Source organism: Chelativorans sp. Marseille-P2723 (assembly GCF_902809845.1).
Taxonomy (GTDB): domain Bacteria; phylum Pseudomonadota; class Alphaproteobacteria; order Rhizobiales; family Rhizobiaceae; genus Chelativorans.
This window is the reverse complement of sequence record NZ_CADDWI010000009.1, coordinates 466,259-490,802: the sequence shown is the minus strand read 5'-3', so window position 1 is coordinate 490,802 and position 24,544 is coordinate 466,259. Positions and strand designations below refer to the sequence as shown.

The 24,544-nt window shown below is 60.8% G+C and carries 22 protein-coding genes and 2 pseudogenes; 20 read left to right on the top strand and 4 right to left on the bottom strand.

The annotated features are described in order from the left end of the window. The first annotated feature begins 34 nt into the window (after positions 1–34). The 11 genes and pseudogenes from HUS57_RS09640 (at position 35) to HUS57_RS18100 (ending at position 15,051) form a co-directional block, all read left to right on the top strand. Entirely contained in the window at positions 35–271 is a 237-nt protein-coding gene (locus HUS57_RS09640; RefSeq protein WP_246727817.1) for a CBS domain-containing protein, read from the top strand. A gap of 1,093 nt (positions 272–1,364) precedes the next feature. After that, positions 1,365–4,635, top strand: a pseudogene (locus tag HUS57_RS09635) (nitrate reductase subunit alpha). Next, positions 4,632–6,158, top strand: a complete 1,527-nt coding sequence (narH, locus tag HUS57_RS09630) for a nitrate reductase subunit beta (RefSeq protein ID WP_173933110.1) — start codon at positions 4,632–4,634, stop codon at positions 6,156–6,158. Before HUS57_RS09635 ends, narH begins: the two are co-directional and overlap by 4 nt. Then, positions 6,155–6,850 (top strand): nitrate reductase molybdenum cofactor assembly chaperone, encoded by a 696-nt coding sequence (gene narJ / locus HUS57_RS09625; protein ID WP_173933109.1) that lies wholly within the window; start codon positions 6,155–6,157, stop codon positions 6,848–6,850. Before narH ends, narJ begins: the two co-directional genes overlap by 4 nt. 13 nt (positions 6,851–6,863) lie before the next feature. Next, positions 6,864–7,649: a respiratory nitrate reductase subunit gamma gene (gene narI, locus HUS57_RS09620; RefSeq protein WP_173933106.1), complete on the top strand. Its 786-nt coding sequence runs from the start codon at positions 6,864–6,866 to the stop codon at positions 7,647–7,649. Further along, entirely contained in the window at positions 7,646–8,626 is a 981-nt protein-coding gene (locus HUS57_RS09615) for a peptidylprolyl isomerase (protein WP_173933104.1), read from the top strand. The genes narI and HUS57_RS09615 overlap by 4 nt, the downstream gene beginning before the upstream one ends. Next, entirely contained in the window at positions 8,626–8,988 is a 363-nt protein-coding gene (locus HUS57_RS09610; protein WP_173933102.1) for a hypothetical protein, read from the top strand. The genes HUS57_RS09615 and HUS57_RS09610 overlap by 1 nt, the downstream gene beginning before the upstream one ends. Continuing rightward, entirely contained in the window at positions 8,948–9,172 is a 225-nt protein-coding gene (locus HUS57_RS09605) for a hypothetical protein (protein WP_173933100.1), read from the top strand. The genes HUS57_RS09610 and HUS57_RS09605 overlap by 41 nt, the downstream gene beginning before the upstream one ends. Before the next feature lie 8 nt (positions 9,173–9,180). Further along, positions 9,181–10,440 carry a nitrate/nitrite transporter gene (locus HUS57_RS09600; protein WP_173933097.1) on the top strand — a complete coding sequence of 420 codons (1,260 nt, stop codon included), beginning with the start codon at positions 9,181–9,183 and terminating at the stop codon, positions 10,438–10,440. A 336-nt stretch (positions 10,441–10,776) separates the two neighbouring features. Further along, positions 10,777–13,123 (top strand): annotated as a pseudogene (locus HUS57_RS09595) (phosphoketolase family protein). After that, positions 13,123–15,051: an IS3 family transposase gene (locus HUS57_RS18100; RefSeq protein ID WP_281409289.1), complete on the top strand. Its 1,929-nt coding sequence runs from the start codon at positions 13,123–13,125 to the stop codon at positions 15,049–15,051. Before HUS57_RS09595 ends, HUS57_RS18100 begins: the two are co-directional and overlap by 1 nt. Here HUS57_RS18100 and HUS57_RS09580 read toward each other — a convergent pair. From HUS57_RS09580 to trxC, 4 genes are all read right to left on the bottom strand, one after another. After that, positions 15,041–15,562: a hypothetical protein gene (locus HUS57_RS09580; RefSeq protein WP_173933095.1), complete on the bottom strand. Its 522-nt coding sequence runs from the start codon at positions 15,560–15,562 to the stop codon at positions 15,041–15,043. The genes HUS57_RS18100 and HUS57_RS09580 overlap by 11 nt on opposite strands. Before the next feature lie 170 nt (positions 15,563–15,732). Next, a complete protein-coding gene (locus tag HUS57_RS09575; protein ID WP_173933093.1) occupies positions 15,733–16,110 on the bottom strand; it encodes a hypothetical protein in 378 nt (125 codons plus the stop codon). Between the two features lie 12 nt (positions 16,111–16,122). Further along, positions 16,123–17,418 carry an FAD/NAD(P)-binding oxidoreductase gene (locus HUS57_RS09570; protein ID WP_173933091.1) on the bottom strand — a complete coding sequence of 432 codons (1,296 nt, stop codon included), beginning with the start codon at positions 17,416–17,418 and terminating at the stop codon, positions 16,123–16,125. A 38-nt stretch (positions 17,419–17,456) separates the two neighbouring features. Beyond that, entirely contained in the window at positions 17,457–17,906 is a 450-nt protein-coding gene (gene trxC, locus HUS57_RS09565; protein ID WP_144705223.1) for a thioredoxin TrxC, read from the bottom strand. Between the two features lie 93 nt (positions 17,907–17,999). On the opposite strand from trxC, the gene HUS57_RS09560 reads away from it, so the two are divergent. The 9 genes from HUS57_RS09560 (at position 18,000) to sulP (ending at position 24,321) form a co-directional block, all read left to right on the top strand. Then, on the top strand, positions 18,000–18,368 hold the full coding sequence (locus HUS57_RS09560; protein ID WP_144705221.1) for a metalloregulator ArsR/SmtB family transcription factor: 369 nt from the start codon (positions 18,000–18,002) through the stop codon (positions 18,366–18,368). Between the two features lie 13 nt (positions 18,369–18,381). Beyond that, complete coding sequence (locus HUS57_RS09555; RefSeq protein ID WP_173933089.1) at positions 18,382–19,581, top strand: MFS transporter; 1,200 nt, start codon at positions 18,382–18,384, stop codon at positions 19,579–19,581. A gap of 138 nt (positions 19,582–19,719) precedes the next feature. Continuing rightward, positions 19,720–19,926: a DUF2892 domain-containing protein gene (locus HUS57_RS09550; protein ID WP_144705217.1), complete on the top strand. Its 207-nt coding sequence runs from the start codon at positions 19,720–19,722 to the stop codon at positions 19,924–19,926. Further along, positions 19,923–20,411, top strand: coding sequence for a TIGR01244 family sulfur transferase (locus tag HUS57_RS09545; RefSeq protein ID WP_246727815.1), 489 nt, complete (start codon positions 19,923–19,925; stop codon positions 20,409–20,411). Before HUS57_RS09550 ends, HUS57_RS09545 begins: the two co-directional genes overlap by 4 nt. Further along, positions 20,390–21,271 (top strand): MBL fold metallo-hydrolase, encoded by an 882-nt coding sequence (locus HUS57_RS09540; protein WP_173933087.1) that lies wholly within the window; start codon positions 20,390–20,392, stop codon positions 21,269–21,271. The genes HUS57_RS09545 and HUS57_RS09540 overlap by 22 nt, the downstream gene beginning before the upstream one ends. A gap of 3 nt (positions 21,272–21,274) precedes the next feature. Continuing rightward, entirely contained in the window at positions 21,275–21,616 is a 342-nt protein-coding gene (locus tag HUS57_RS09535) for a metalloregulator ArsR/SmtB family transcription factor (RefSeq protein WP_144705215.1), read from the top strand. 3 nt (positions 21,617–21,619) lie between these two features. Further along, positions 21,620–22,051, top strand: a complete 432-nt coding sequence (locus HUS57_RS09530; RefSeq protein ID WP_173933085.1) for a YeeE/YedE thiosulfate transporter family protein — start codon at positions 21,620–21,622, stop codon at positions 22,049–22,051. Continuing rightward, on the top strand, positions 22,051–22,494 hold the full coding sequence (locus tag HUS57_RS09525; protein ID WP_144705211.1) for a DUF6691 family protein: 444 nt from the start codon (positions 22,051–22,053) through the stop codon (positions 22,492–22,494). The genes HUS57_RS09530 and HUS57_RS09525 overlap by 1 nt, the downstream gene beginning before the upstream one ends. A 21-nt stretch (positions 22,495–22,515) precedes the next feature. Further along, a complete protein-coding gene (sulP, locus tag HUS57_RS09520) occupies positions 22,516–24,321 on the top strand; it encodes a sulfate permease (RefSeq protein ID WP_173933083.1) in 1,806 nt (601 codons plus the stop codon). Positions 24,322–24,544 lie beyond the last annotated feature (223 nt).

Below are 24,544 nucleotides of genomic sequence, written 5' to 3'. Positions count from 1 at the left end.
CCGTATCAGTCATTGCACCGGTTGCAGTTGCACGATGGCGGTGGCGCAGGTGATGACATCGGAGGTTGCATTCTGCCGCCCAGACGATTGGGTGAACGACGTATGGTCCGTCATCAAGGAGCGGCGTCTGAAAAACCTACCTGTTGTGAACCAGAACTCCGTGCCGATTGGAGTCCTTAACGCCAGGGACGTGCTTCAAGTCCTGCTTGAAGACGTAGAGTATGAAGAGCAGTTGCTGAGCGATTACGTCTCGTGCGTCGGATACCGATAACTGCAGTACGAGATCAAGAGCGATAGGGCGGCCTATTGCAGCCCACAAGGCCGACGCGCTTGGTCATGCATAAAGAAGATGACCCGAAGCTGCCGTTTTCACAATCGGCCATTCCAGAAAGCGTCTTCCATATCATGGCAAAGGTCGGCTGGAGACAGCCTGTCGCCCGGAGTTGTCATCCACCGCGACAGCACGGTTCTCCACTCTGGCAGTGCAGCGACCAGACGAATGAATGCCGTTGGATTCTGCTCCTGATGTTGTCATCCTGTGCGCCAACCTTGCGGCTTCTAGTCGAATTGACCCGACTGAATGAGAGGCAAGCTGATGCGCGCAGGGGAGGGGCATCATGCGGCGCTGTCGTGAAGACGGACGCGGATTTGGATGTGCAGCTTTCTGTTTCCGACGCGACGCAGCGCCCTTCACGGTAATTATCAAACACCCGCCCAATAGACGGCGAGCTGCACAGAAATTTGAATGTTTCCATGAGCCCAATCTTTACCAATGGGCTTTAGCACGTGCTTTTCTCGTTTTTGGGCAATGGACTGGCGAGAGACCGGGGCAGCCGGCGCACGACACGTAACTGGAGCCCACATCGACTAATCATACGGTCGATGGTGGCTGGGTCGAAATTCAGTCTGTACGAAGGCGACGGCGTCGCCGCCATGTCGACGACGAGATTGGGTTTAGACACCATCGGCCGCTTCTTTATCCTTGTTGAGCATCTACACCTGATGGTCGGCTACCTTGGCGTTGCTTCTCGCCATCAGCATAGCACGATCCAGTGCGTTTGAACGATCCCAGCGTCGCACAGCTTTGTAGGGCGCAAAAAAGTCAAGTTCCTATAATCGCCACGGTTAATTCTCGAAACATTGTGCGCTGCGATGTAACAAATTGTAACAACGACTGCGTTATCCAGGCCACTCCCAGATCAGGTGCTTAGAACCACACCCGGCACGGAGAACGAACCATGCATATCCTAGGCATTCATTCGTGATGGCAAGGGCCCGCGCATTTGAAGGGTTGCTAAAGACGCGCTAAGTTCTAGGCTTCTCCCTGGGAGGTTGGATGACTTCCCGACAACAGGGAGGATCGCGTGAGCCATTTCCTGGACCGCCTGACCTATTTCCGTAGGCGTCAAGACCCCTTTTCCGACGGCCACGGCATCACTACGAATGAGAGCCGCGAGTGGGAAGATGCGTACCGGAAACGCTGGGCGGCGGACAAGATCGTGCGCTCCACCCATGGAGTGAACTGCACCGGATCCTGCTCCTGGAAAATCTACGTGAAGGGCGGCATCGTCACCTGGGAGACGCAGCAGACGGACTATCCGCGCACGCGCCCCGACCTTCCCAATCACGAGCCGCGCGGCTGCCCCCGCGGCGCCAGCTACAGCTGGTACCTCTATTCGGGAACCCGCATAAAATATCCGCTCGTTCGCGCCCGGTTGCTGCGCGCCTGGAGGGAAGCGCGCAAGACGCTGACGCCGGTGGCGGCTTGGCGCTCGCCACGTCGTCCTGCGCGAATATTACGTCGACCGCGAAGTGCCCTACTTCGCCGACTACGCCCGCCGCTATACCGACTTCCCCTTCCTGGTAAAGCTTGTCGAGCGGGATGGCCGCCTGGTGCCCGACCGCTTGGTCAGGGCTGCCGATTTCGAGGGCGGATTGGGCGAGACCAACAATCCCGACTGGAAGCCGGTCGCGATCGACGAGATCAGCGGAGAGCCGGTTTGCCCGCTCGGCTCGGCGGGGTTCCGCTGGGGCGATGGCGGCAAGTGGAACCTGGAGGAAAAGGACGGCCAGGGCCGCGAAGTGAAGCTCCGCCTCAGCCTCGCCGGACAGGAAGATGCGGTGGTTCCTGTCGCGTTCCCCTATTTCGGGACCGTTGCGCCGGATACCTTCGTCGCCACCGGCCACGACGAGATCCTGATGCGCAACGTGCCGGTGAAGGAGATCAATCTCGTCGGAGGCAAAAGCTATGTCGCCTCGACCTTCGATCTCTTCCTCGCCAACTACGGCGTCGACCGTGGTTACGGGGGTGAGAACGCCGCCTCGAGCTACGATGAGGATATCCCGTTCACGCCAGCCTGGGCAGAAAAAGTCTGCGGTGTCCCACGTGACGCGATCGTCCAGGTGGCGCGCGAATTCGCGAGCAACGCTGAAAAGACCAACGGCCGCTCGATGGTGATCCTGGGGGCCGGACTCAACCATTGGTACCACATGGACATGAGCTACCGCGGCATCATCGCGCTTTTGGTGATGTGCGGCTGCGTCGGCAAGTCGGGCGGCGGCTGGGCCCATTATGTCGGGCAGGAGAAGCTGCGTCCGCAGACCGGATGGTTGCCGCTTGCTTTCGCGACGGATTGGCTACGGCCGGTCCGGCAGATGAACGGCACCTCGTTCTTTTATGCGCACAGCAACCAGTGGCGCTACGAAACGCTCAAGATCTCCGATATTCTGTCGCCGACCGCGCCTCCTGGCGACTGGTCGGGGGCGATGATCGACTACAATGTCAGGGCGGAGCGCATGGGCTGGCTTCCATCTGCCCCGCAGCTCGAGAGCAATCCGATCGAACTTGGCCGCAGCATCGCAGAGAACGGAGCAGACCCCAATAAAGTCATTCCCGAGGCCCTCAAGTCGGGTGAGCTGAAGCTTGCCTGTCATGACCCGGACAATGCTCGGAATTGGCCGCGCAACATGTTTTTCTGGCGCTCCAACGTGTTGGGTGCAAGCGGCAAGGGACACGAATATTTCCTGAAGCATCTCGTCGGCTCCCTGCATGGTGTTGTCGGCACCGACGATGAGCGCGGTGGCATCGAGAGGCCCGATGAAGTCGTCTGGCACGAGGAGGCGCCAGTCGGAAAGCTCGACCTGATCGTCAATATTGATTTCCGAATGTCGACCACGAGCCTGTACGCCGACATCGTGCTTCCCACCGCAACCTGGTACGAGAAGCATGATCTCAATACGACGGATATGCACCCGTTCATTCATCCCCTGACGGCGGCGGTAGATCCGGTATGGGAGTGCAAAAGCGACTGGAATATCTTCCGGGCGATCGCGAAGAAATTCTCGGAGGTGGCACCCGAAGTGCTCGGCGTCGAACAGGATTTGGTGATGACGCCGATCATGCACGACACGAAGTTCGAACTTGCCCAACCTTACGAGCCGCTCGATTGGAAAAAGGGCGAATGCGAACCAATCCCGGGCAAGACAATGAGCAGCATCGCGATTGTCGAACGCGACTACCCTTCGACCTATGCGCGCTTCACGTCGCTAGGCCCCGAACTTGAAAAGCACGGCAATGGCTCAAAGGGGTTGACCTGGGACATCAAGCATGAGGTGCAGTTGCTGGCGACGCTGAACGGCGTGACGCCGGACGGCGCGGCGGCGGGCCGTCCAAAGATCGATACCGACATCGATGCCTGCGAGACTGTTCTGATGCTCGCGCCGGAAACGAATGGCGAAGTCGCGGTGAAAGCCTGGGCGGAGCTATCCAGGGCGACCGGCCGGGATCACAGCCATCTCGCAAAAGGCAAGGAGGAGGAGAAGATCCGGTTTCGCGATGTCGTGGCGCAACCGCGCAAGATTATCTCCTCGCCAACCTGGTCCGGGCTGGAAAGCGAGCATGTCTGCTACAATGCCGGCTACACAAATGTTCATGAATTTATCCCTTGGCGGACGCTGACGGGACGTCAGCAAATGTACATGGATCATCATTGGATGCTGGCATTCGGCGAGGGATTTGTGACCTGGCGACCGCCGATCGACACCAGGTCGGTCAAGCAGGTTCTCGGAAAGCTGCCAAACGGCAACCCCGAGATCCAGCTCAACATTCTGACGCCGCACCAGAAATGGGGCATCCACTCGACCTATACCGAAAACCTCATCATGCTCAGCCTCAACCGCGGCGGGCCGACGGTGTGGATCAGCGAGGTCGATGCCAAGCAGGCTGGCATCGAAGACAATGACTGGATTGAGGCGTTCAATGTGAACGGCGCTCTGACGGCGCGCGCGATCGTCTCGCAACGCATTATGCCGGGCTCGGCGATCATGTACCATGCGCAGGAAAAGATGGTGAACACGGTCGGCTCCGAGATCACCGGGCAGCGCGGCGGCATCCATAATTCGGTGACCCGGATCAACATGAAGCCGACGCATATGATCGGGGGCTATGTCCAGTTCGCCTACGGCTTCAACTACTACGGGACCGTCGGCGCCAACCGCGACCAGTTCGTGATCATCCGCAAGATGAGCGAGATAAACTGGTTCGACAAGGCGGCCGACGACAGCGCCAGCGGGCATGCCACGGCGGATTGGGGAACCGGCCGCAGGTCGGCGACGACGACAGAGGTGGTGCCATGAAGGTCCGCGCGCAGATCGCGATGGTTTTGAACCTCGACAAGTGCATCGGCTGCCATACCTGCTCGATCACCTGCAAGAACGTATGGACCAACCGCGAAGGCGTTGAATACGCATGGTTCAACAATGTCGAGTCCAAGCCGGGCGTCGGATACCCGAAGGATTGGGAAAATCAGAACCGCTGGAAGGGCGGCTGGGTCAGAAAGAAGAATGGCAAGATCGTGCCTCGGCAAGGCTCCAAATGGCGGATTCTCTCCAAGATCTTCGCCAACCCGGACCTCCCTGAGATCGACGATTTCTACGAGCCTTACACTTTCGAATATGAATGGCTGCAAAAAGCGCCAGAACTGGAGGCCCAGCCTTCGGCCAAGCCTCGCTCGCTCGTGACGGGGGAGGTGCTGAAGAAGATCGAGTGGAGCGGCAACTGGGAGGACGACCTAGGCGGCGAATTCTCCAAGCGCTCGCAAGATTATAACTTTGAGGGGGTCGAGAAGGAAATCTACGGCCAGTTCGAGCAGACCTTCCTTATGTATCTGCCACGGCTTTGCGAGCATTGCCTTAATCCGTCCTGCCTTGCCTCCTGCCCTTCAGGCGCGATCTACAAGCGCGAGGAGGACGGCATCGTCCTGATCGACCAGGACAAGTGCCGTGGCTGGCGCATGTGCGTGTCGGGCTGTCCCTACAAAAAAATCTACTACAACTGGTCGACCGGCAAATCCGAAAAATGCATCTTTTGCTATCCGCGCATTGAGGTGGGGCAGCCGACGGTCTGTTCCGAAACCTGCGTTGGGCGCATTCGGTATTTGGGCGTCGTACTCTACGATGCAGATCGCATCCAGGCGGCGGCATCGGTCGAGGATCCGAAGGATCTTTATCCCGCTCAGTTGGGAGTATTCCTCGATCCCTATGATCCGGCCATCCAGGAACAGGCAAGACTGGATGGGGTGCCCGAGGCGTGGATCGAGGCTGCGACCCGCTCGCCCGTCTACAAGATGGCTATGGAGTGGAAGGTCGCCTTCCCGCTCCATCCCGAGTATCGCACATTGCCGATGGTCTGGTACGTGCCGCCTTTGTCGCCCATCCAGTCCGCAGCCGAAGCCGGCAAGATGTCGGTCAACAACGGCATGCCCGATGTGCGCTCTCTTCGGATTCCGATGCGTTATCTCGCGAATCTTCTTACCGCGGGCGACGAGGAGCCGATCGTTGCCGCACTGGAACGAATGCTTGCAATGCGCGGCTTTATGCGTGCGAAGACGGTTGATGGTCGCATTGATGAGAGCATCGCCGAAAATGTCGGTCTCACCGGTCCCATGATCGAGGAAATGTACCGCTACATGGCCTTAGCGGCCTATGAGGACCGCTATGTTATCCCGACCACGCACCGTGAATTGAACGAGGATGCCTACCTCCTGCGCGGTTCGACGGGGTTTGGCTTCAAGGAACCGACCAATGGATCCACGAAGCTTAACCTGTTCGGGGGGCCGAAGCGGACGCCGCGCAAACCCTACATGGACATCCCGACATGAAGCTAACGCTACGCGCATTGTCGGCATTGCTCGGCTATCCATCCGCCGAACTGAAGGAAAACATAGCCGAAGTCCGGGTAGCACTTCGCTCGGAAGCGGTGCTTCCTGATGAAGCCCTCGCGCGGCTTGAACCTTTGCTGCGCTCCTTCGAGACGGAGGATCTGCTTGACCTTCAGGTAGCCTATAGCGAGCTTTTCGACCGTTCGCGGTCGCTCTCGCTTCATCTATTCGAGCATGTTCATGGAGAGAGCCGCGAACGCGGCCAGGCGATGATCGATCTTGGCCAACAATATGTGGATCGAGAATTCATTATGGAGTCAAGCGAATTGCCTGATTTCCTGCCCATGTTTCTTGAATTCCTCTCCTGCTCATCTGCCAAAGAGGCTCGTGAATGGCTGAGCGAGCCGGCGCACGTTCTGGTGGTCATCGAGCAGCGGCTATCGGAACGGGGATCGTCCTATGCCGCCGTGTTTCACGCGCTGTTGGCGCTTCCCGATGCCAAGCCCGATCCAGCGGCAATCGCAGAGCTGCGTGACCGCGCAAAGCCGGAAGACGACAAATCCATCGACGATGAATGGGAAGAAGCTCCAGTCAATTTCGGGGCGCCTCTGCATGATGGCGGTGGGCCAACCGGGATAGTTGCAAAGATCCGGGCAGCACGCCGGGCGGTGACCGCGACGATCAAGGACTGAAGGGAAGAGAACCATGCGAGAATTCGTCAATTACCTGCTCTTTGGCTGGTATCCCTATCTCGCGATCACGGTTCTTATCGTTGGAAGTATCCTGCGCTTCGACAAGGGGCAATACACCTGGCGCTCGCAATCCTCGCAGTTCTTGCGCCGCCGACAGATGATGCTGGGCTCCAACCTGTTCCATCTCGGCGTGCTGATCCTATTTGTCGGGCATTTAGTCGGCCTGCTCACGCCCGCGGCCGTCTTCAGCTTCGTCGGCGTGTCTCACGGCTTCAAGCAGGTGACGGCGCTTACAGTCGGAGGGATTGCCGGGATATTCGCTTTCATCGGCTGCTCTCTGCTGCTTCATCGGCGGTTGTTCGATCCTCGTATTCGACGCTCTTCGTCAATCGGAGACATCCTCGTTCTCGTTCTCATCTGGCTTCAGCTTGTCCTAGGGCTCGCGACGACTATTTGGACCGTGAACGCGCTCGACGGTCACGAGATGGTGCTATTCATGGGTTGGGCGAGTGGGCTTACTCAGTTCAACCCAGGCGCGTCGGCGCTGATCATCGACACCGCGCTCGTCTACAAGATGCATATCGTGCTGGGACTGACGCTGTTCCTGATCACACCGTTTACCCGGCTGGTCCACATCTGGAGCGCGCCCGTCTGGTATCTGTTCAGGCCGGGCTACCAGATCGTGCGATCGCGCGCGAAAAGCGGCGCCAGCACCACTCCGACGCGAGGCCCCGCCGGCCTCGCTCCGAGCTTCGGTGGCGATTCCATCCCCCGTTCCCACAGCGAGAGTGCACAATGACCCATACCATACTCGATGCAAGGGCATCGGCCCGCACGCGCCGCGTCCATTCCGCCCCTGTGATGCCGGGGGCGTGCGAGAGCGGCGGCTGCGTCCATTCCGCCCCTGTGATGCCGGGGGCGTGCGAGAGCGGCGGCTGCGGCTCACCATCGCCCGATTCGCGGCTGCGGCCAGCGCCGCCGAGTTTCGGGACGGTGCTGGTCAACGGCGTCGAAATCGAGCCCGAAGAGATTGCGCAGGAAATCCAGCATCATCCTGCCTCTGACGGCGAAACGGCCTGGAAGGAGGCCGCGCGAGCTTTGGTGCTCCGCGAGCTTCTTCTGCAGGAGGCACATAGGCTCCATATCGAGCCTGAACCCGAGCAAGACGAGCAGGGGCGCGGCGAGACGCCGGAGGATGCAACAATCCGCATGCTACTTGATCGAGAGGTTGAGCCTGCAAAGGCCGGAGAAGAAGAATGCCGACGCTATTATGAAAGCCGCGTCGATCGGTTCCGCACGCCCGACCTGTTTGAAGCCTCGCATATCCTCATTGAACCGGAAGGAAAGGACGATGCCGCTTGGGCGGCAGCCGAAGGTGAAGCTTACGCCATCGCGGCCGAATTGGGTGATGACCCGGAAAACTTCGCCGCAGCCGCCCGGGAGTTCTCTAAATGCCCGACCGCGCATCAGGGAGGGTCGCTCGGTCAGGTGAGGCGAGGCGAACTGGTTTCAGCCGTGCAGCAAGCGCTGGAACGGCTCCCGGAAGGCACGACCGCCCGCGAGCCCGTGCGCTCCCGTTTCGGTTGGCATGTGCTGCGCCTGCAACGCAAGATCGAGGGGCGGACGCTGCCGTTCGATATCGTCATGCCGCGGATCGCAGATATGCTCGACGCCCGTGCGTGGACGGTCGCCAGCGCGCGCTATGCGGCGGAACTGGCGCGTTCGGCGGATATCGAGGGCGTACTGATGGATCCAGAATCGATCGGGGCGAGTTGATGGCAACGCTCGGCGACATATTGGGCTCGGCAAGGCGCTCGGCGGCGACGTTCGAGATATGGGCTGAAGCGGCCGATCCCGAACTTGCAGAGGCGGTGAAGACGGCGGCTATTGCGGATGGCGGGTCCCTGAGCGGTTATCTTCGTATGGCCGTCGCCGATTTCAGCCGTTTTGCCGACGAGGAGGCCTGGGCGCAGCTCAGCCGTACAGTGCGCGACAGCGACGATCCTGGAATGGCCTGCCTCAGGGTCATGGTGCGTTGGCGCATGGCCGCGCCTGTATGTGAAGACCACGTGTTTGACCCTTCGACGAGGATAGATCATGAGCACCGTCCCGCCGCCCCGGCCAAGCTCCACACCTGACGCTTCGCCGCTCAATCCGGCGATGAAGCAGGTGCATGACGCGACCTATGGCGCCGATCACCAGGGCACCGATCCAATGGAAAGCGTTTCCCTCAAGAAGGACGAGGGCGCCTATTGGCCAGTCATCTGGGCGGCCGCAACGATCGTTTGCGTGATCGTGGCGATCGTCCTCATCGTCTTCTGAGGGGTACAATGTCCTACACCTCCGGCGAGCAGGGTGACTTCACCGTCCTGTTGATCACCACGCTAGCATTCACGGTCTGCTTCGCAGTCTGGATGATGTTCGGCGTGATCGGGATTCCGATTCGCGCGCAACTCGGCCTCGATTCGACCGAATTCGGCCTTTTGACCGCCACGCCCGTGCTGACAGGAGCGCTGTTCAGATTGCCGCTCGGGATCTGGACGGACCGTTTCGGCGGGCGCCGTATCATGCTACTTCTTCTGCTCGGCTGTGCTGTGCCACTCTGGATCTCGGCCTATGCCTCCGCCTTGTGGCAGTTCCTTCTCCTCGGGCTCGCACTGGGTCTCGTCGGCGCGTCTTTCGCGGTCGGAACACCCTATGTCGCCCGCTTCTTTCCCAAGGAGCGCCGCGGCTTCGCCATGGGATTGTTCGGCGCCGGCACGGTGGGGGCCGCGCTCAACATGTTCGTCGCGCCATTCCTCATCGAGCAGTATGGATGGGAGATGGTACCGAAGGTCTATGCGGCGGCGCTGGTGGTCACGGCGGCGCTCTTCTGGATATTCTCCGCGCCCGACCCGGCGCGGTCGGACAATTCAACGCCGTCCATGATGCGGCAGTTGACGGTCCTGCGCGATCCACGGGTCTGGAAATATTGTCAATACTACTCGATCGTATTCGGCGGGTTCACGGCCCTTTCGATCTGGATGCCGCAGTATTTCACGACGGAGTACGGCTACTCCATCGCTCAGGCGTCGTTACTCGCCACAGCATTCGCACTGCCCGGCGGCGCGTTTCGCGCCCTGGGTGGCTGGTTGTCGGATCGCTTCGGAGCGCACGCGGTGACTTGGTGGGTGCTGTGGATCGCCTGGGTCTGCCTGTTCCTGCTCTCCTATCCCAAGACGGAACTGATCGTTCATACGATCGAAGGTCCACGGGGTTTCGGCATCGCCTTGCCGTCCTGGTTGTTTACGGCTCTGCTGTTTGTTCTCGGCATAGCCTTCGCCTGCGGCATGGCCTCGACGTTCAAATATATCGGCGACGAATTCCCGGAGAACATGGGCGTGGTTTCCGGCGTGGTCGGCATGGCCGGCGGCCTGGGCGGCTTCCTACTGCCTATCATGTTCGGAGTCATTCTCGACGGGCTCGGCGTAAACTCGAGTTGCTTCATGCTGCTTTACGGGATCGTCGCGGTATCTCTGGTATTGAATTATCTGACGGAAGTGCGTCGCGCGCCCGTAATGGGCGAGAGTGTAACCTCCAACGGCAGATAACCCCAAATCATCCGGAGAGTCTTGAACGTGTACCCGCCGCGTATCCCCAAGGCGCGAAAAAAATGACCTTCGCAGCTATCGGGGCAACCAGCATTGCTGCATCGCTGGCTGCTGCGAAACCAGCCAAGGCAATACTATGTGCATTCCGATAGGTACAGCACCGTGGTTATCCGACCGGCGAACCTTTGCGTCAGACGACGCCGTAATCGGCGACTCTGGTTCCAGCTACATGACAAAAATCATGGGCATGATGTGTTGTTGACATGAATCAGGAATATCGTCGCGAGAAACGCAAAGGGCTGAACCGTGAATCAGACTTCGGCTGAGCTGAAGATAATGGATCGCTATTGGCGTGCCGCCAACTACCTCTCCGTCGGACAAATCTATCTGATGGACAATCCGCTGCTGCGAGAACCTCTGCGTGCCGAGCACGTGAAGCCCAGACTGCTTGGACATTGGGGGACTACGCCGGGTCTCAACTTCATCTATGTGCACCTGAACAGGTTGATCCGGAAACGCGATCTCGACGTGCTTTACGTCTGCGGCCCGGGACATGGCGGCCCGGCCATGGTTGCCAACACCTGGCTCGAGGGCAGCTACAGCGAGATTTACCCAGACATCGGCCGAGACGCCGAGGGGATGAGGAAGCTGTTCAAGCAATTCTCCTTCCCCGGCGGTGTGCCGAGCCACGTCGCGCCCGAAACGCCCGGTTCGATTCATGAGGGTGGGGAGCTTGGATATGCGCTGGTCCACGCCTTTGGAGCGGCTTTCGACAATCCGGATTTGATCGTGGCCTGCGTCGTCGGCGACGGCGAGGCGGAGACCGGCCCGCTGGCCGCCGCCTGGCATTCCAACAAGTTCCTCAACCCACGGGTGGACGGCGCGGTGCTGCCTATCCTGCATCTGAATGGCTACAAGATCGCCAATCCGACGCTGCTGGCGCGTATGGACGTCGGTGAACTGAAGAGCCTCTTCACCGGCTATGGTTACGATCCCTTCTTCGTCGAGGGCAGCGATCCGATGGCCATGCACGGTTTGATGGCGGCCACGCTGGACGAGGCGATGGATCGCATCCGGGACATCCAGACTGGCGCCCGTAAGGAGGGATGGGCGGGTGACAGGCCCCGCTGGCCGATGATCATCCTGCGCAGCCCGAAAGGCTGGACCGGACCGAAAGAGGTCGACGGCGAGAAGGTCGAGGATTTCTGGCGCTCGCACCAGGTGCCCGTCTCCAATGCGCGCGGCAATGCCGCTCATCGCCAGATCCTTGAGGAATGGATGCGCAGCTATCGGCCGGAGGAACTGTTCGATGCGGAAGGGCGATTGCTGCCCGAAATCGCGGCGCTCGCACCCAAGAGAGAAAAGCGCATGGGCGCGCTTCCGCATGCCAATGGCGGCTTGTTAAAGAAGGACCTCGTCCTGCCCGACTGGAAGAGTTTTGCCATCGAGGTGCCGGAACCGGGCGGCAGGATCGCAGAAGCGACCCGCCTCATGGGCGCCTATTTGCGCGATGTCATCAGCCTGAACGGTGAAGCGCGGAACTTCCGCCTGATGGGGCCGGACGAAACCTCATCGAACCGGCTGGACGCCGTGTTTGATGTGACGGACCGTGTCTGGATGGAAGGAATCGAGCCCTATGACGTCCATCTTGCCCGTGAAGGCAGGGTCATGGAGGTTCTATCGGAGCATCTCTGCCAGGGCTGGCTGGAGGGCTATCTGCTGACTGGACGGCATGGCCTGTTTTCCAGCCTTCATCCACATCGTGGACTCCATGGTCAACCAGCATGCGAAATGGCTGAAGACCTCGGCGGAATTGCCCTGGCGCAAGCCGATCGCCTCGTTGAACTATCTGTTGACCTCCCATGTCTGGCGCCAGGACCATAACGGCTTTTCCCATCAGGATCCCGGCTTCGCCGATTTCGTGGCCAACAAGAAGGCCGATACGGTCCGGCTCTATTTCCCGCCGGACGCCAACACGCTGCTTTGGGTCACCGATCATTGCCTGCGGACCTGGAATCGCATCAACGTCATCACGGCGGGCAAACAGCCGTCGCCGCAATGGCTGAGCGCCGATGCGGCGGAAAGGCACTGCAAGGCCGGCGCCGGCATCTGGGATTGGGCCTGCACGGGCCCGTCCGGCGAGGAACCGGACATCGTGATAGCCTGCGCGGGGGACGTACCGACAATGGAGACGCTGGCCGCCGTCGATCTTGTGCGCACGGCGCTTCCGGAGATCAGGATCCGTGTCGTCAACGTCGTCGATCTGATGACGCTGCAGTCCCATAGCGAGCATCCGCACGGCTTCGCGGACGAGATCTTCGACCGCCTGTTCACCACGGACAAGCCCGTCATTTTCGCCTATCACGGCTATCCCTATCTCATCCACCGGCTGACCTACCGGCGCAACAACCACGACAATTTCCACGTTCATGGCTTTCACGAGGAGGGCACGACCACCACGCCCTTCGACATTGCGGTGATGAACCAGATCGACCGCTTTCATCTGGCGCTGTCTGCGTTACGCCGCCTGCCACAACTTGCCGAACGGTCGGCCCAATTCGGCGCCGCGCTGGAAAGGAAACTCGAAGAGCACAAAGCTTACGTCTGCGAGCATGGCGAGGACATGCCCGAAATCCGCGACTGGACCTGGCCTTATGGAACGGCGGCCGAGGCCGGCGACTGATGCGCGACGCGATCCTGTCGCTGAACACGGGTTCATCGAGCATCAAATTCGGCGTCTATGACGTCGGCGAAGCAGGCGAACCTGCAACGGCGGCACGTGGAGCAATCCGAACAGACAGAACACCGCGGCTCGTCGCCAGGTCGGTCGAAGGAGCGTCTTTGGTCGACCGTGAGGTTGGAAGGGAAGATGTCAGCGACGCAATCGACGCCCTCGTCAATTGGGTGGAGCAGGAGTTCGGCAAGCGGCGGCTGATCGGTTGTGGCCATCGAATCGTTCACGGAGGCACCGTATTCTCAGATCCTGTCCTGCTGTCGCCGCCGACTGTCGATGCGCTCGAGAAAATGGCGCCGCTTGCGCCGCTGCATCAGCCGCGCAGCATCGCGCCGGTCCATGCGATGGCGGAACTGCGCCCGCGGTTGCGGCAGGTTGGCTGTTTTGACACTGCCTTTCATCGCACGATCGAGCCGCCGGCCGGTTGCTATGCCCTGCCTCGCGCTTATGAGGAAAGAGGCATCCGGCGCTTCGGCTTCCATGGCCTTTCCTACGAGTATATCGCGTCGTATCTGGCGCAGGAGGGGAAAGCGGATCAGCGCACTGTGGTTGCCCATCTCGGCAATGGCGCGAGCCTGTGCGCTATGCGGCATGGCCATAGCCTTGACACCACCATGGGATTTTCCGCGCTGGACGGGCTTGTCATGGGAACACGTTGCGGAACCATCGATCCGGGCATCCTCCTTTACCTCCTGCAGCATGACGGCATGACGCCGGACAAGTTGCAGGACCTGCTTTATCAGAACTCCGGCTTGCTCGGCGTGTCCGGCATATCCGGGGACATGCGCGATCTGGAGCAAAGTAAAGATCCTCACGCCCGCGAAGCAGTCGAGCTTTTCGTCTTCCGTGCCGCTCGCGAGATTGCCGCGCTGGCAAGCACTTTGGGCGGCCTCGATTGTCTCGTCTTCACGGCCGGGATCGGCGAGCATTCCGCCACTGTGCGCTGGGGGATTTGCGACAGGCTCCGCTGGCTGGGCATTTCGATTGATGATGCCGGAAATCAGCGCCACGATCCAATCGTAAGTAATCCGACCAGCAGCGTGGAAGTCAGGATCATCCCGACCGATGGCCAGCATCGTTCGACCCAGCGCAAAAAGCCGCAAGGCCGGCCCGATGAAGAGGCGTTGACCTCCGACATCATCCGGCTCGCTTCCCGCTATGGCCGTTATGGCTATCGCAGGATCACGGCGATGCTGCGGTCTGAAGGCTGGACGGTGAACGCCAAGCGTGTCGAACGGATCTGGCGGCGGGAGGGGCTGAAGGTTCCCCAGAAGCAACCGAAGAAGGGGCGGCTCTGGTTGAATGACGGATCGTGCATCCGGCTTCGACCCGAGCATCCAAACCATGTCTGGTCCTATGACTTCGTCGAGGGTCGGACCCACGATGGCAGGAGATTCCGCATGCTCAACATCATCGACGAGTTCACCAGGGAATGCCTTGCAATCCGCATCGATCGCAAGCTCAACTCGACCGACGTCATCGACGCCCTGTCGGACCTGTTCATCCTGCGTGGTGTGCCCGGCCATGTCCGTTCCGACAACGGCCCGGAGTTCATCGCCAAGGCTGTACGGGAGTGGATCGTAGCCGTCGGCGCAAAGACAGCGTTCATCGAACCTGGAAGCCCTTGGGAGAACGGCTACTGCGAGAGCTTCAACTCGAAGCTCCGCGACGAACTGCTCGACGGTGAGATCTTCTACAGCCTCGCCGAGGCCAAGATCATCATCGAAGCCTGGCGGCGGTACTACAACACCGAGAGGCCACACTCGTCGCTTGGATACAAGCCACCGGCACCCGAGGCCATCATCTGGCCTGCGCCAGCAAGCGGAGCAGCACCGTCATCTGCCCAGGCAATAGCCCCAAGGCCGATCATGAACTAAGATTGAAACCGGACCACCCTATGGGGTCAGGCCAAAGCATGGCTGTTGCAGAAAGCAGCACACCGTCGACCGGCGCCACTTCGCCCTGGCGCACCAGAATGCGATCGCCAGGCTGGAGCGACTCGATCGGCACAGTTTCGAGCCTGCTATCGACGTAGCGGCTGGCTTCACGCGCCACGCGGCCCAGCAACGCCGTCATTTCGCGGCGCGCGCGGCCCTCGGCATAGCCTTCGAGAAACTGACCCCCAGCATACATCAGCGCGACGATATTGCCCGCCAGCGGCTCGCCAAAGGCGAGCGCCGCCGACATGGACAGGGCGGCGACAAGGTCGAGCCCAACCTCGCCGCGTCGCAGGCTGGTGACAATCTCGATAATCAGCCCGGTGAGGACAACGGCCGTTCCCGCTGACCATGCCCATCGCGACCACTCTTCGCCAGCAACCCAGGCGATAGATCCGCCAACCAGGCCGGCTGCGGCGACCGCGAGAAGGAAAGTACGCGCAGACGGCATCTGTATCGCCTTAAGCAAGGTGTTCCGGTTGAAAGTGAAGAAGGTGCAAGAGGTCTTGCTACCATCTTTTGCGACGAGGCCCGGCGGGTCGGAGGGTTGACCTGTCGGACCTCGCTGAATCGACCTGACTTGTCCCTCGGTTCCCACATTGCCGCGGTCGCGTGAGTTCGTCAGGCCGAGACCGGCTGTCTCATGCTTTTCGCAGTACAACGACGCGCCGCAAGCATGAACACGATCGCTCCGGCCGCGACTCCTGGCACGAGCGCAAGAAGAGCAGCGAAGGCATAATCGACAACGCCGCTCAACGCGCCGATGCCGGCGAGCGTCCAGCGGGGAACCAGGAAGAAGAATACGACCGTCACGACGAGCGCCGCCGCGATTGCCGCCATCGCCGGCCGTTTGGCCGGACGACCCGTACGGCCCAGACGGAACGTCATCATGATCACGCCGACAAGGAGGAGAATTGCCACGCCGGCGAGAATGAAGAGCCAGACGCCCATGCTTTCATAGAGAATGAAATAAAGCGTCACAGGATTGAAATCAGCCATTGTCCTTGCTCCTCACGCACGTCCGCGCAGCATGGCGCGGTAGGCTCCCTTGAGCCCCTTTTCCTCGATCACCCAGGAGATCCAGCGTTCCTCGAGCGGGTCGATGAACGGGAAGGAGGGGATCAGAGTGCCGTCATAGTCGAACTCGATCAGCATCGCCTTGCCGTAGGCGGTCACCATCGGGCAGGAGGTGTAGCCGTTATAGGTCGCGGTCGGATCGCGTCCGGCCGTCTCGGCAACGAGATTGTCCACGACAACAGGGACCTGCCATTTGACGCTCGCTGCTGTCTTGCCGCGGGGCACACCGGCCACGTCGCCGACTGCAAAGACATTGGCAAAACGCGGGTGGCGGAGCGTCGCCTTGTCTGCCTCGATCCAGCCATCCGCGGCGAGCGCACCGTCCTGCCAGGGCAGGGGACTGTTCCTGACGGCCTCAGGAGCGCGCATGGGCGGTACGACGTGAATGAAATCATAGTCGAGCGTGACGTCGCCGCCTTCGGTCCGGTAGGTGGCTTTCTTCGCATCGGGGTCGATTGCCGACAGCACATGATTATAGTTCACCGCGACGTCGCGGGCGGCAAACATCTCCTTGACCTTGTCGTTGACCGGCGGAATTGCGAACACCGCGCCAGCATGTGCGTTGTAGATCAGCTCCACATTGTCGCGCCGGCCTCTGCGGCGCGCCCTGTCGTCGGTGATGAAGGTGATCTTCAGCGGCGCGCCGGCGCATTTCATTTCCGTCGGAGGCCGGCCGAACAGGCCGACGCCGCCCTTGTCGATGAAAGTTTCGATCTCCATGAACGAGGCTGCGGCTGCCTCGGGTCCGGCATAGATCGAAGCGATCCCGTCCGTTCCGATGAGCGACTCGTCCATACCCTGGATGCCGCGATAATCCAGCATCAAACCCGTTGCCACGAAGAGGAAGTCGTAATTCACGCTACGACCCGAAGTGGTCGCGACCCGATTGGCGTCAGGATCGAACTCCGCCACACCCTCCTCGATCCACTCGATGCCCGGGGGGATGAAATCGGCGTTCCGGAAGGTCACGTCCGTCGGTTGCCAGAGACCGGCGCCGATTAAGGTGTAGCCTGGCTGGAAATGATGCTCGTGCTTGGCGTCGATGATGGTGATGCTTGCATTCTCCATCTGCCGCGACAATCTGGAGGCCAGCGACAGGCCGGCGGCACCGGCTCCCGCGATGACAATGCGGGCACGCGCCGACGAAATCTGAGCACGGGCTGGAAACGCGCCCAATGCGGAAAGCGCACCGGCCGCACTGACGCCAAGGAGTAGTTCTCGTCTGTTCATCTCTCACCTCCTCGCCGAACGGCAAAATCAGCTTTGTTCTAGGCTGCCGGGCCCAAATGTCTTTGCGTCCAGTCAAAAATCTGCCTGGCGGTCATGGCTCCGGAGGTGCGGGCAAGCTCCCTGCCTCCGCGGAACAGGATCATGGTCGGGATCCCGCGAATGCCGAGCCGTCCGGCGACCTCCGGTTCGTTATCGGAATTGAGCTTGATCAGCCTGACATCGGGCTCGAGTTCGGTGCTGGCCTGGGCGAAGGCCGGCGCCATCGCCCGGCAGGGCCCGCACCAGGGCGCCCAGACATCGACAAGAACCGGGATGTCGCTGCGCGCGATCTGGCGATCATACATGCGGGCATTCGCATCGACGGGATGTCCGTCGAACAGCTTCTCCTTGCACGATCCGCAGCGGGCCGCCGTGGCGTCCCGCCCGGTAGCAATCCGGTTCACTGCCGCGCAATGCGGGCAGACAACGTTACGGTCACCGTTCGTCATACATCCGATCTCCAGCGCGCCTTGCCGGGGCAGTGCCGTCGGCAGGGCGATTTCTCATTGACTATATATTCAAATCTGCGTAGGTTCGCAATAATGAAAATCGATCTTCAAATCATGGAAGCCGCCGCCGACGATGCCAGCGAATTGCTGAAGGCGCTTGCCAACCGGCATCGTCTCCTGATCCTGTGCCAGCTCATCGATGGCGAGAAGTCGGTTGGACAGCTTGCGGAGTATCTCGGGATCCGGGATTCGACCGTCTCCCAGCATCTAGCGCTCTTGCGCCGCGACCGGCTGATCGCCGGTCGGCGAGACGGCCAGATGATCTGGTACCGGATCCAGAGCGAGCCCGCGCGCAACGTGCTGACCATTTTGTACGAGTCTTTCTGCGAACCACGGGTGGCCAAGGCAGCTGCAGCCTCGGAGGGCCCTGCCATCGGGCGCCGCAAAGCGCCCCAGAACTGACTGGGGATTGTTTATGCCGGCTGAGGCACTTGCCCGTAGGAACGTATTCATCTTGACGGCAGCCCAAGCGCTCGGGGCCGCCAGCCCGCCGATCATCATTTCGCTCGGCGGCATCGTCGATCAGGTCCTGTCGCCGGATCCCGCCTTCGTGACCTTGCCGGTCAGCCTCTACAATCTCGGCCTTGCGCTCGGAACGATCCCCGCCGCGGTCGTGATGCGTCATTTCGGTCGTCGCACAGGATATTTGCTCGGTGCGGGGATCGGCATCATCTCCGGCCTCGTCGCGACACTCGGAGTGGTCGCAGCAGCATTCGTCGTCTTCTGCCTTGGCACCTTTCTCGCCGGTTTCTACGGCGCATACGTTCAAAGCTATCGTTTCGCCGCGACCGATGCAGCCCCCGACAGCTTCAAGGCACGGGCGATCTCTCTGGTAATGATCGGCGGGCTGATCGCAGCCATCATCGGACCGCAGTTGGTGATCTGGACGCGCGACGCGCTGCCAGCAGCGCCTTTCGCGGGCAGCTTCCTGAGCCAGGCGGTGTTGGCGCTTCTGGCGCTTCCCGTGTTGGCAATGCTGCGCGCTCCGAAAGTGGCGCAGGCCCGCCTGTCGATGAGCAGCGGCCGACCCCTTCGCGAGATCCTGCTTGCGCCTCGTTTCATGCTCGTAGCAGCGGCCGGCATCGTCTCCTATGGGCTAATGAGCTTCGTCATGACTGCGGCCCCCATCGCTATGGTCGGCTGCGGGTTTACCGTCGGGGAGGCCGCGCTCGGCATCCAGTGGCATGTGCTCGCCATGTTTGCGCCAAGCTTCATCACCGGCCATCTCATTGGTCGCTTCGGCAAGGAGAAGGTGACCGCCGCCGGACTGCTTCTTATCGCGGGCTCCGGGGCCGTCGCACTTTCCGGGCTAAACCTTTCCGATTTTTATATCTCGCTGATCCTGCTCGGCGTTGGCTGGAACTTCGGGTTCATCGGCGCAACCGCAATGGTAACCGACTGCCACACGTCAGATGAACGCGGCAAAGTGCAAGGCGCGAACGACTTCCTCATCTTCGGCTCCGTCGCCGCAGCTTCGTTCTTTTCCGGAACGCTGCTGACGGCGGCCGGCTGGCAGACCATCAACTGGCTGATATTTCCGACGATTGCCCTCGTTCTGGTCCCGCTTCTGTGGCGCATGAGCAGGAGAAAGCAGGAGGCACCCGGCACGACCTGACGACGGCGCACACCACGCAAGAAAGAATTCCGGAGAGAACTGTAGGTTCGAAACATTTTATTGATTGCATTTATTTGCAATCGTATGTACGTAAGGAAGAAGCCGGAATTGAACCGGAAACAATGACGAGGAACGGACATGACGAAGAATGTCGGTGGCGTCGATCGCACCCTGAGAATCATCATCGGCCTGGGGCTTCTGTCGCTCCTGTTGGTCCTCGAGAGCAACGCACGCTGGTGGGGACTGGTCGGCCTCGTGCCGCTTTTCACGGGCCTGTTCTCAACCTGCCCGCTCTATTCGATCTTTGGCCTGAACACCTGTCCACTTAAGAGAGGTGGCAAATGAAGCCGGTCCAGATCGACGAACGGCTTGCCGTTTGCGGCCAGATCAGTCCGCAGGACATCAGCGGTCTTGCGCAAGCCGGGTATGCGACAATCGTCAACAACCGGCCGGACGGGGAGGGCTTTCTGCAGCCGACCGCCAGCGCAATCGCCGACGCCGCCGAGAAGGCCGGACTGCGTTCGGCCCATCTGCCGGTGCGAGGGCCCGATATCACCGAACAGCTCGTGCGCGATTTTCAGAAGACGCTTGCCGAAAGCGCCGGACCCGTTGTTGCCTTTTGCCGCTCCGGCACACGATCGTTGACGCTCTGGGCAATCGGAGGGTCCTCGACGGCCGGATGGCCAAGACCGACCTCATGCAGTTCGGAGCCAGGCATGGTTTCGATCTGTCCGGAGGCGTGGCCTGGCTCGCCACACATGGCCGCTAGCACCTTCATCCAAGAGCAGCACGCAGAAAGAGAATTCCCATGGCACAGAAACCCGAAGTGACCGGCTTCTTCGACCGGCGGACCTGGTCGATCCAATATGTGGTCGCTGATCCCGAGACGAAGAAATGCGCGATCATCGACCCCGTCTATGACTTCGATGAGAAATCCGGCCAGACCGCATCGAAGAGCGCCGACCGCATCCTCGAATTCGTGAAGGAGAGGGGCTACACGGTCGAGTGGATCCTCGACACCCATCCCCATGCCGACCACTTCTCGGCCGCCGCCTACCTCAAGGAAAAGACCGGAGCGCCCACAGCGATCGGCGAGAAGGTGACTGAGGTCCAGAAGCTTTGGAAGGACTTCTACAACTGGCCGGATTTTCCCGCCGACGGCTCCCAGTGGGATCGCCTCTTTGCTGACGGCGACACCTTCACGATCGGCAATATCGACGCGAGAGTGATGTTCTCGCCGGGTCATACGCTCGCTTCGATCACCTATGTCATCGGTGATGCCGCGTTCGTACACGACACGCTGTTCATGCCCGACAGCGGCACGGCGCGCGCCGATTTCCCGGGCGGCAGCGCCAAGGTGCTGTGGAAGTCCATCCAGGACATCCTCGCCCTGCCGGACGAGACCCGCATCTTTACCGGCCACGACTACCAGCCCGGCGGTCGCGAACCGCTGTGGGAATCGACGGTCAGCGAGCAGAAGGCAAAGAACATCCATATGGCGAAATACAGGACGGAAGCGGAGTTTGTCGCCGCCCGCGAGGCCCGCGACAGGACGCTTGCCATGCCTAAGCTGATCTTGCACTCGCTGCAGATCAACACCAATGGCGGACGGCTGCCCGTACCCGAATCAAACGGACGCCGTTACCTTAAGATCCCGCTCGACGTGCTGAGCGGCGCGCCATGGGATTGACACGTGATTGAGCCGCTTTCCTGCGAAGCAGCCGACCTGAAGGCCAATGTCGAGGAGGCATCGGGCTTTCTGAAGAAGCTGTCCAATCCCGATCGACTGCTGGTCTGCTGCGCACTCCTTGAGGCCGAGCGCTCCGTTCGGGACCTCGAGGATCTGCTCGGCATCCGCCAGCCGGGCCTGTCGCAGCAGATCGCAGAGTTGCGCGAGGCAGGGCTGATTGCGGGTCGCAAGGAGGGCAAGCATGTCTTTTACCACCTCGCGGACCCGCGCGTGGCAGCATTCATTCACACCATGCACCGGCTGTTCTGCACGAGCGATGCCGCAAACCCGCAACGACGAGACTGATCGATGACTGAATTCACACCGGTTGCCTCCCTTTTTGGAGGCGCGCTGATCGGCGTTGCCGCCGTCCTGCTGATGGCCTTCCATGGCCGCATCGCCGGGATGACCGGCATCCTGTCTGGGCTTCTGCCGCCATTCTCGGACGACTGGACCTGGCGGGCGGCCTTCATTGCCGGAGCGATCGCCGCACCAGCCCTGATCATTGCCATTGCCGGTGAGCCGGTCATTCCTTTTGAGAGCGCGGTACCAGCGCCATGGCTCGTCATCGGCGGGCTGATCGTCGGCATTGGCGTCTATTTCGGCTCCGGCTGCACGTCCGGACACGGCGTCTGCGGGCTCGCCCGGGTGTCGCCACGTTCCATCGCCGCGACGCTCACATTCATGGCATCGACGGCATTGACCGTCTTCATCGTTCGTCACCTTCTTGGAGGCTTCTGATGATCCGGACCCTCTCCGCCCTTTTCGCAGGTCTCGTCTTCGGCGCAGGAATTGCGATTTCCGGTATGGCCAACCCGGCCAAGGTGCTCAGTTTCTTCGATGTGGCAGGCGTGTGGGACCCCTCGCTCGCGTTCGTGATGGGTGGTGCGCTCATCGTGACCGCCATCGGCTATCATTTCGTGCTCAGACGTCCGCAGCCCCTGTTCGATCGAACCTTTCATCTTCCGAGCGCCCGCAATATCGACCCCGCGCTCATCGCGGGTTCGGCGGTGTTCGGCGTCGGTTGGGGCATCACCGGCTTCTGTCCAGGAGGTGCCATCCCGGCTCTCGGCCTGGGCGAAGCCGACGCGCTGCTCTTTGTCGGCTCGATGTTGGGCGGCATCGCTGCGGCGCGCCTGGCGCGACACGCGATGGCAGTGCGGACGCAGTCGGACGCGGCCTGATCAGCGGAAGGTGATACGAAGATGGGCGGCCTTGCGAGGCGGATAAACGGATATCTGCCGTTGACGGATTGGGCGCGTACCTATGATCGGACGACGCTGGTCAGCGATCTGGTTGCCGCGGTCATCGTCACGATCATGCTTATCCCGCAATCGCTGGCCTATGCCATGCTCGCGGGGCTGCCGCCTGAAGTCGGCCTCTACGCGTCGATCCTGCCGCTGGTGGCCTACGCGCTGTTTGGCGCCAGCCGGACACTCGCGGTCGGGCCTGTCGCCGTCGTGTCGCTCATGACGGCATCGGCCATTGGGCAGATCGCCGCGCAAGGTACGACGGATTATCTCACAGCGGCAATCGTGCTGGCGCTGCTGTCGGGGGCGATGCTGGTGTTGATGGGTCTGTTCCGGCTCGGCTTCCTTGCCAATTTCCTCAGCCACCCGGTGATTTCCGGCTTCATCACCGCCTCGGGACTCCTGATCGCGGCCAGCCAGTTGAAGCATATTTTCGGCGTCCATGCGGGTGGCGATACCCTTCCCGAAATTGTTTTCGCGCTGGCAAGGACGGCAGCCCGGATCAATCCCTACACGGTAGCCATCGGTGTGGGCGCGCTCGCCTTCCTCTATTTCGCGCGTATGCGGCTGAAGCCGCTCCTGATCGGCCTCGGCATCGCGAAACGGCCGGCGGACCTGATGACCAAGGCCGCGCCGATTCTTGCCGTGGCCTTGACGATCTTCATCGCAGCCGCGCTCGACCTTGGCGGGGAGGGTGTGGCCCTGGTCGGCACGATCCCGCAGGGTCTCCCTGCATTCGGGCTGCCCCAGATCTCCATCGATCTGGTCATAACCCTCGCCGCACCAGCCTTCCTGATCAGCATTATCGGCTTCGTCGAATCCGTGTCGGTTGCGCAGACGCTCGCCTCGAAACGGCGACAGCGCATCGTTCCGGATCAGGAACTGATCGGGCTTGGCGCTGCCAACATCGCTTCCGGCCTTTCCACCGGCTATCCGGTGACGGGAGGCTTCGCCCGTTCCGTCGTCAATTTCGACGCTGGGGCCGAAACGCCCGCTGCCGGCGTATTCACGGCCGCCGGTATCGCATTTGCGACCTTGTTCCTGACGCCGCTCCTCACCAGCCTCCCGCAGGCTACCCTTGCCGCAACCATCATCGTCGCCGTCCTGTCGCTCGTCGACCTCAAGGCGATCCGCCAGGTCTTCGACTATTCGAAGGCCGACTTTTCCGCGATGGCGGCGACGATCCTCGTTACCCTGTTGTGGGGCGTGGAGCCTGGCGTGGTGGCTGGGGTAGCGCTGTCGCTCGTTCTTCACCTCTACCGCACGAGCAAGCCCCACATGGCGGTCGTCGGCCTGGTGCCACGGACCGAACACTTCCGCAACGTCGAACGCCATCAGGTCCAGATCGATCCGCACATCCTGTCGATCCGGGTCGACGAAAGCCTCTATTTCGCCAACAGTCGCTATCTCGAAGACCGCATTGCCGAACTTGTGGCCGAGCGTCCTGACCTGCGCCACGTTGTGCTGATGTGTTCGGCAGTCAACACCGTCGATGCCAGCGCGCTGGAAAGCCTGGAGGAGATCAATCACCGGCTGAAGGATGCCGGTATCACCTTCCATCTGACCGAGGTGAAGGGTCCCGTGATGGATCGTCTCAAGCGTGCCGCGTTCCTCGATCACCTGACGGGAACCGTCTATCTCAGTCAGTTCGAGGCGTTCCGCAGCCTCACGGAAGAACGAGACATATGCGGGCATGCACCGTCAGCCAGTGGTGACCACGACCTTTGTTCCTTGCCGATGGAAGCGCGTACGACGTCATAAGCCACGAATACGGACATTGGCGCCCTACGGACTATCTTCCGGGGTTGACCGATCCAGAGTTCTCACGGCTTCGATAAAGCATGGCCATTTTGAGCTGACGAGATGTGTTGAAGGTTCCTTGTCTTTCGCGATGTACACCTCAGGCGCTAGCAATGCAGACTTGCGCAATCACGTCTTTATATATAGAAGTTTCAGAAATTTCTGAACTCCGTGAAAGTCCGCC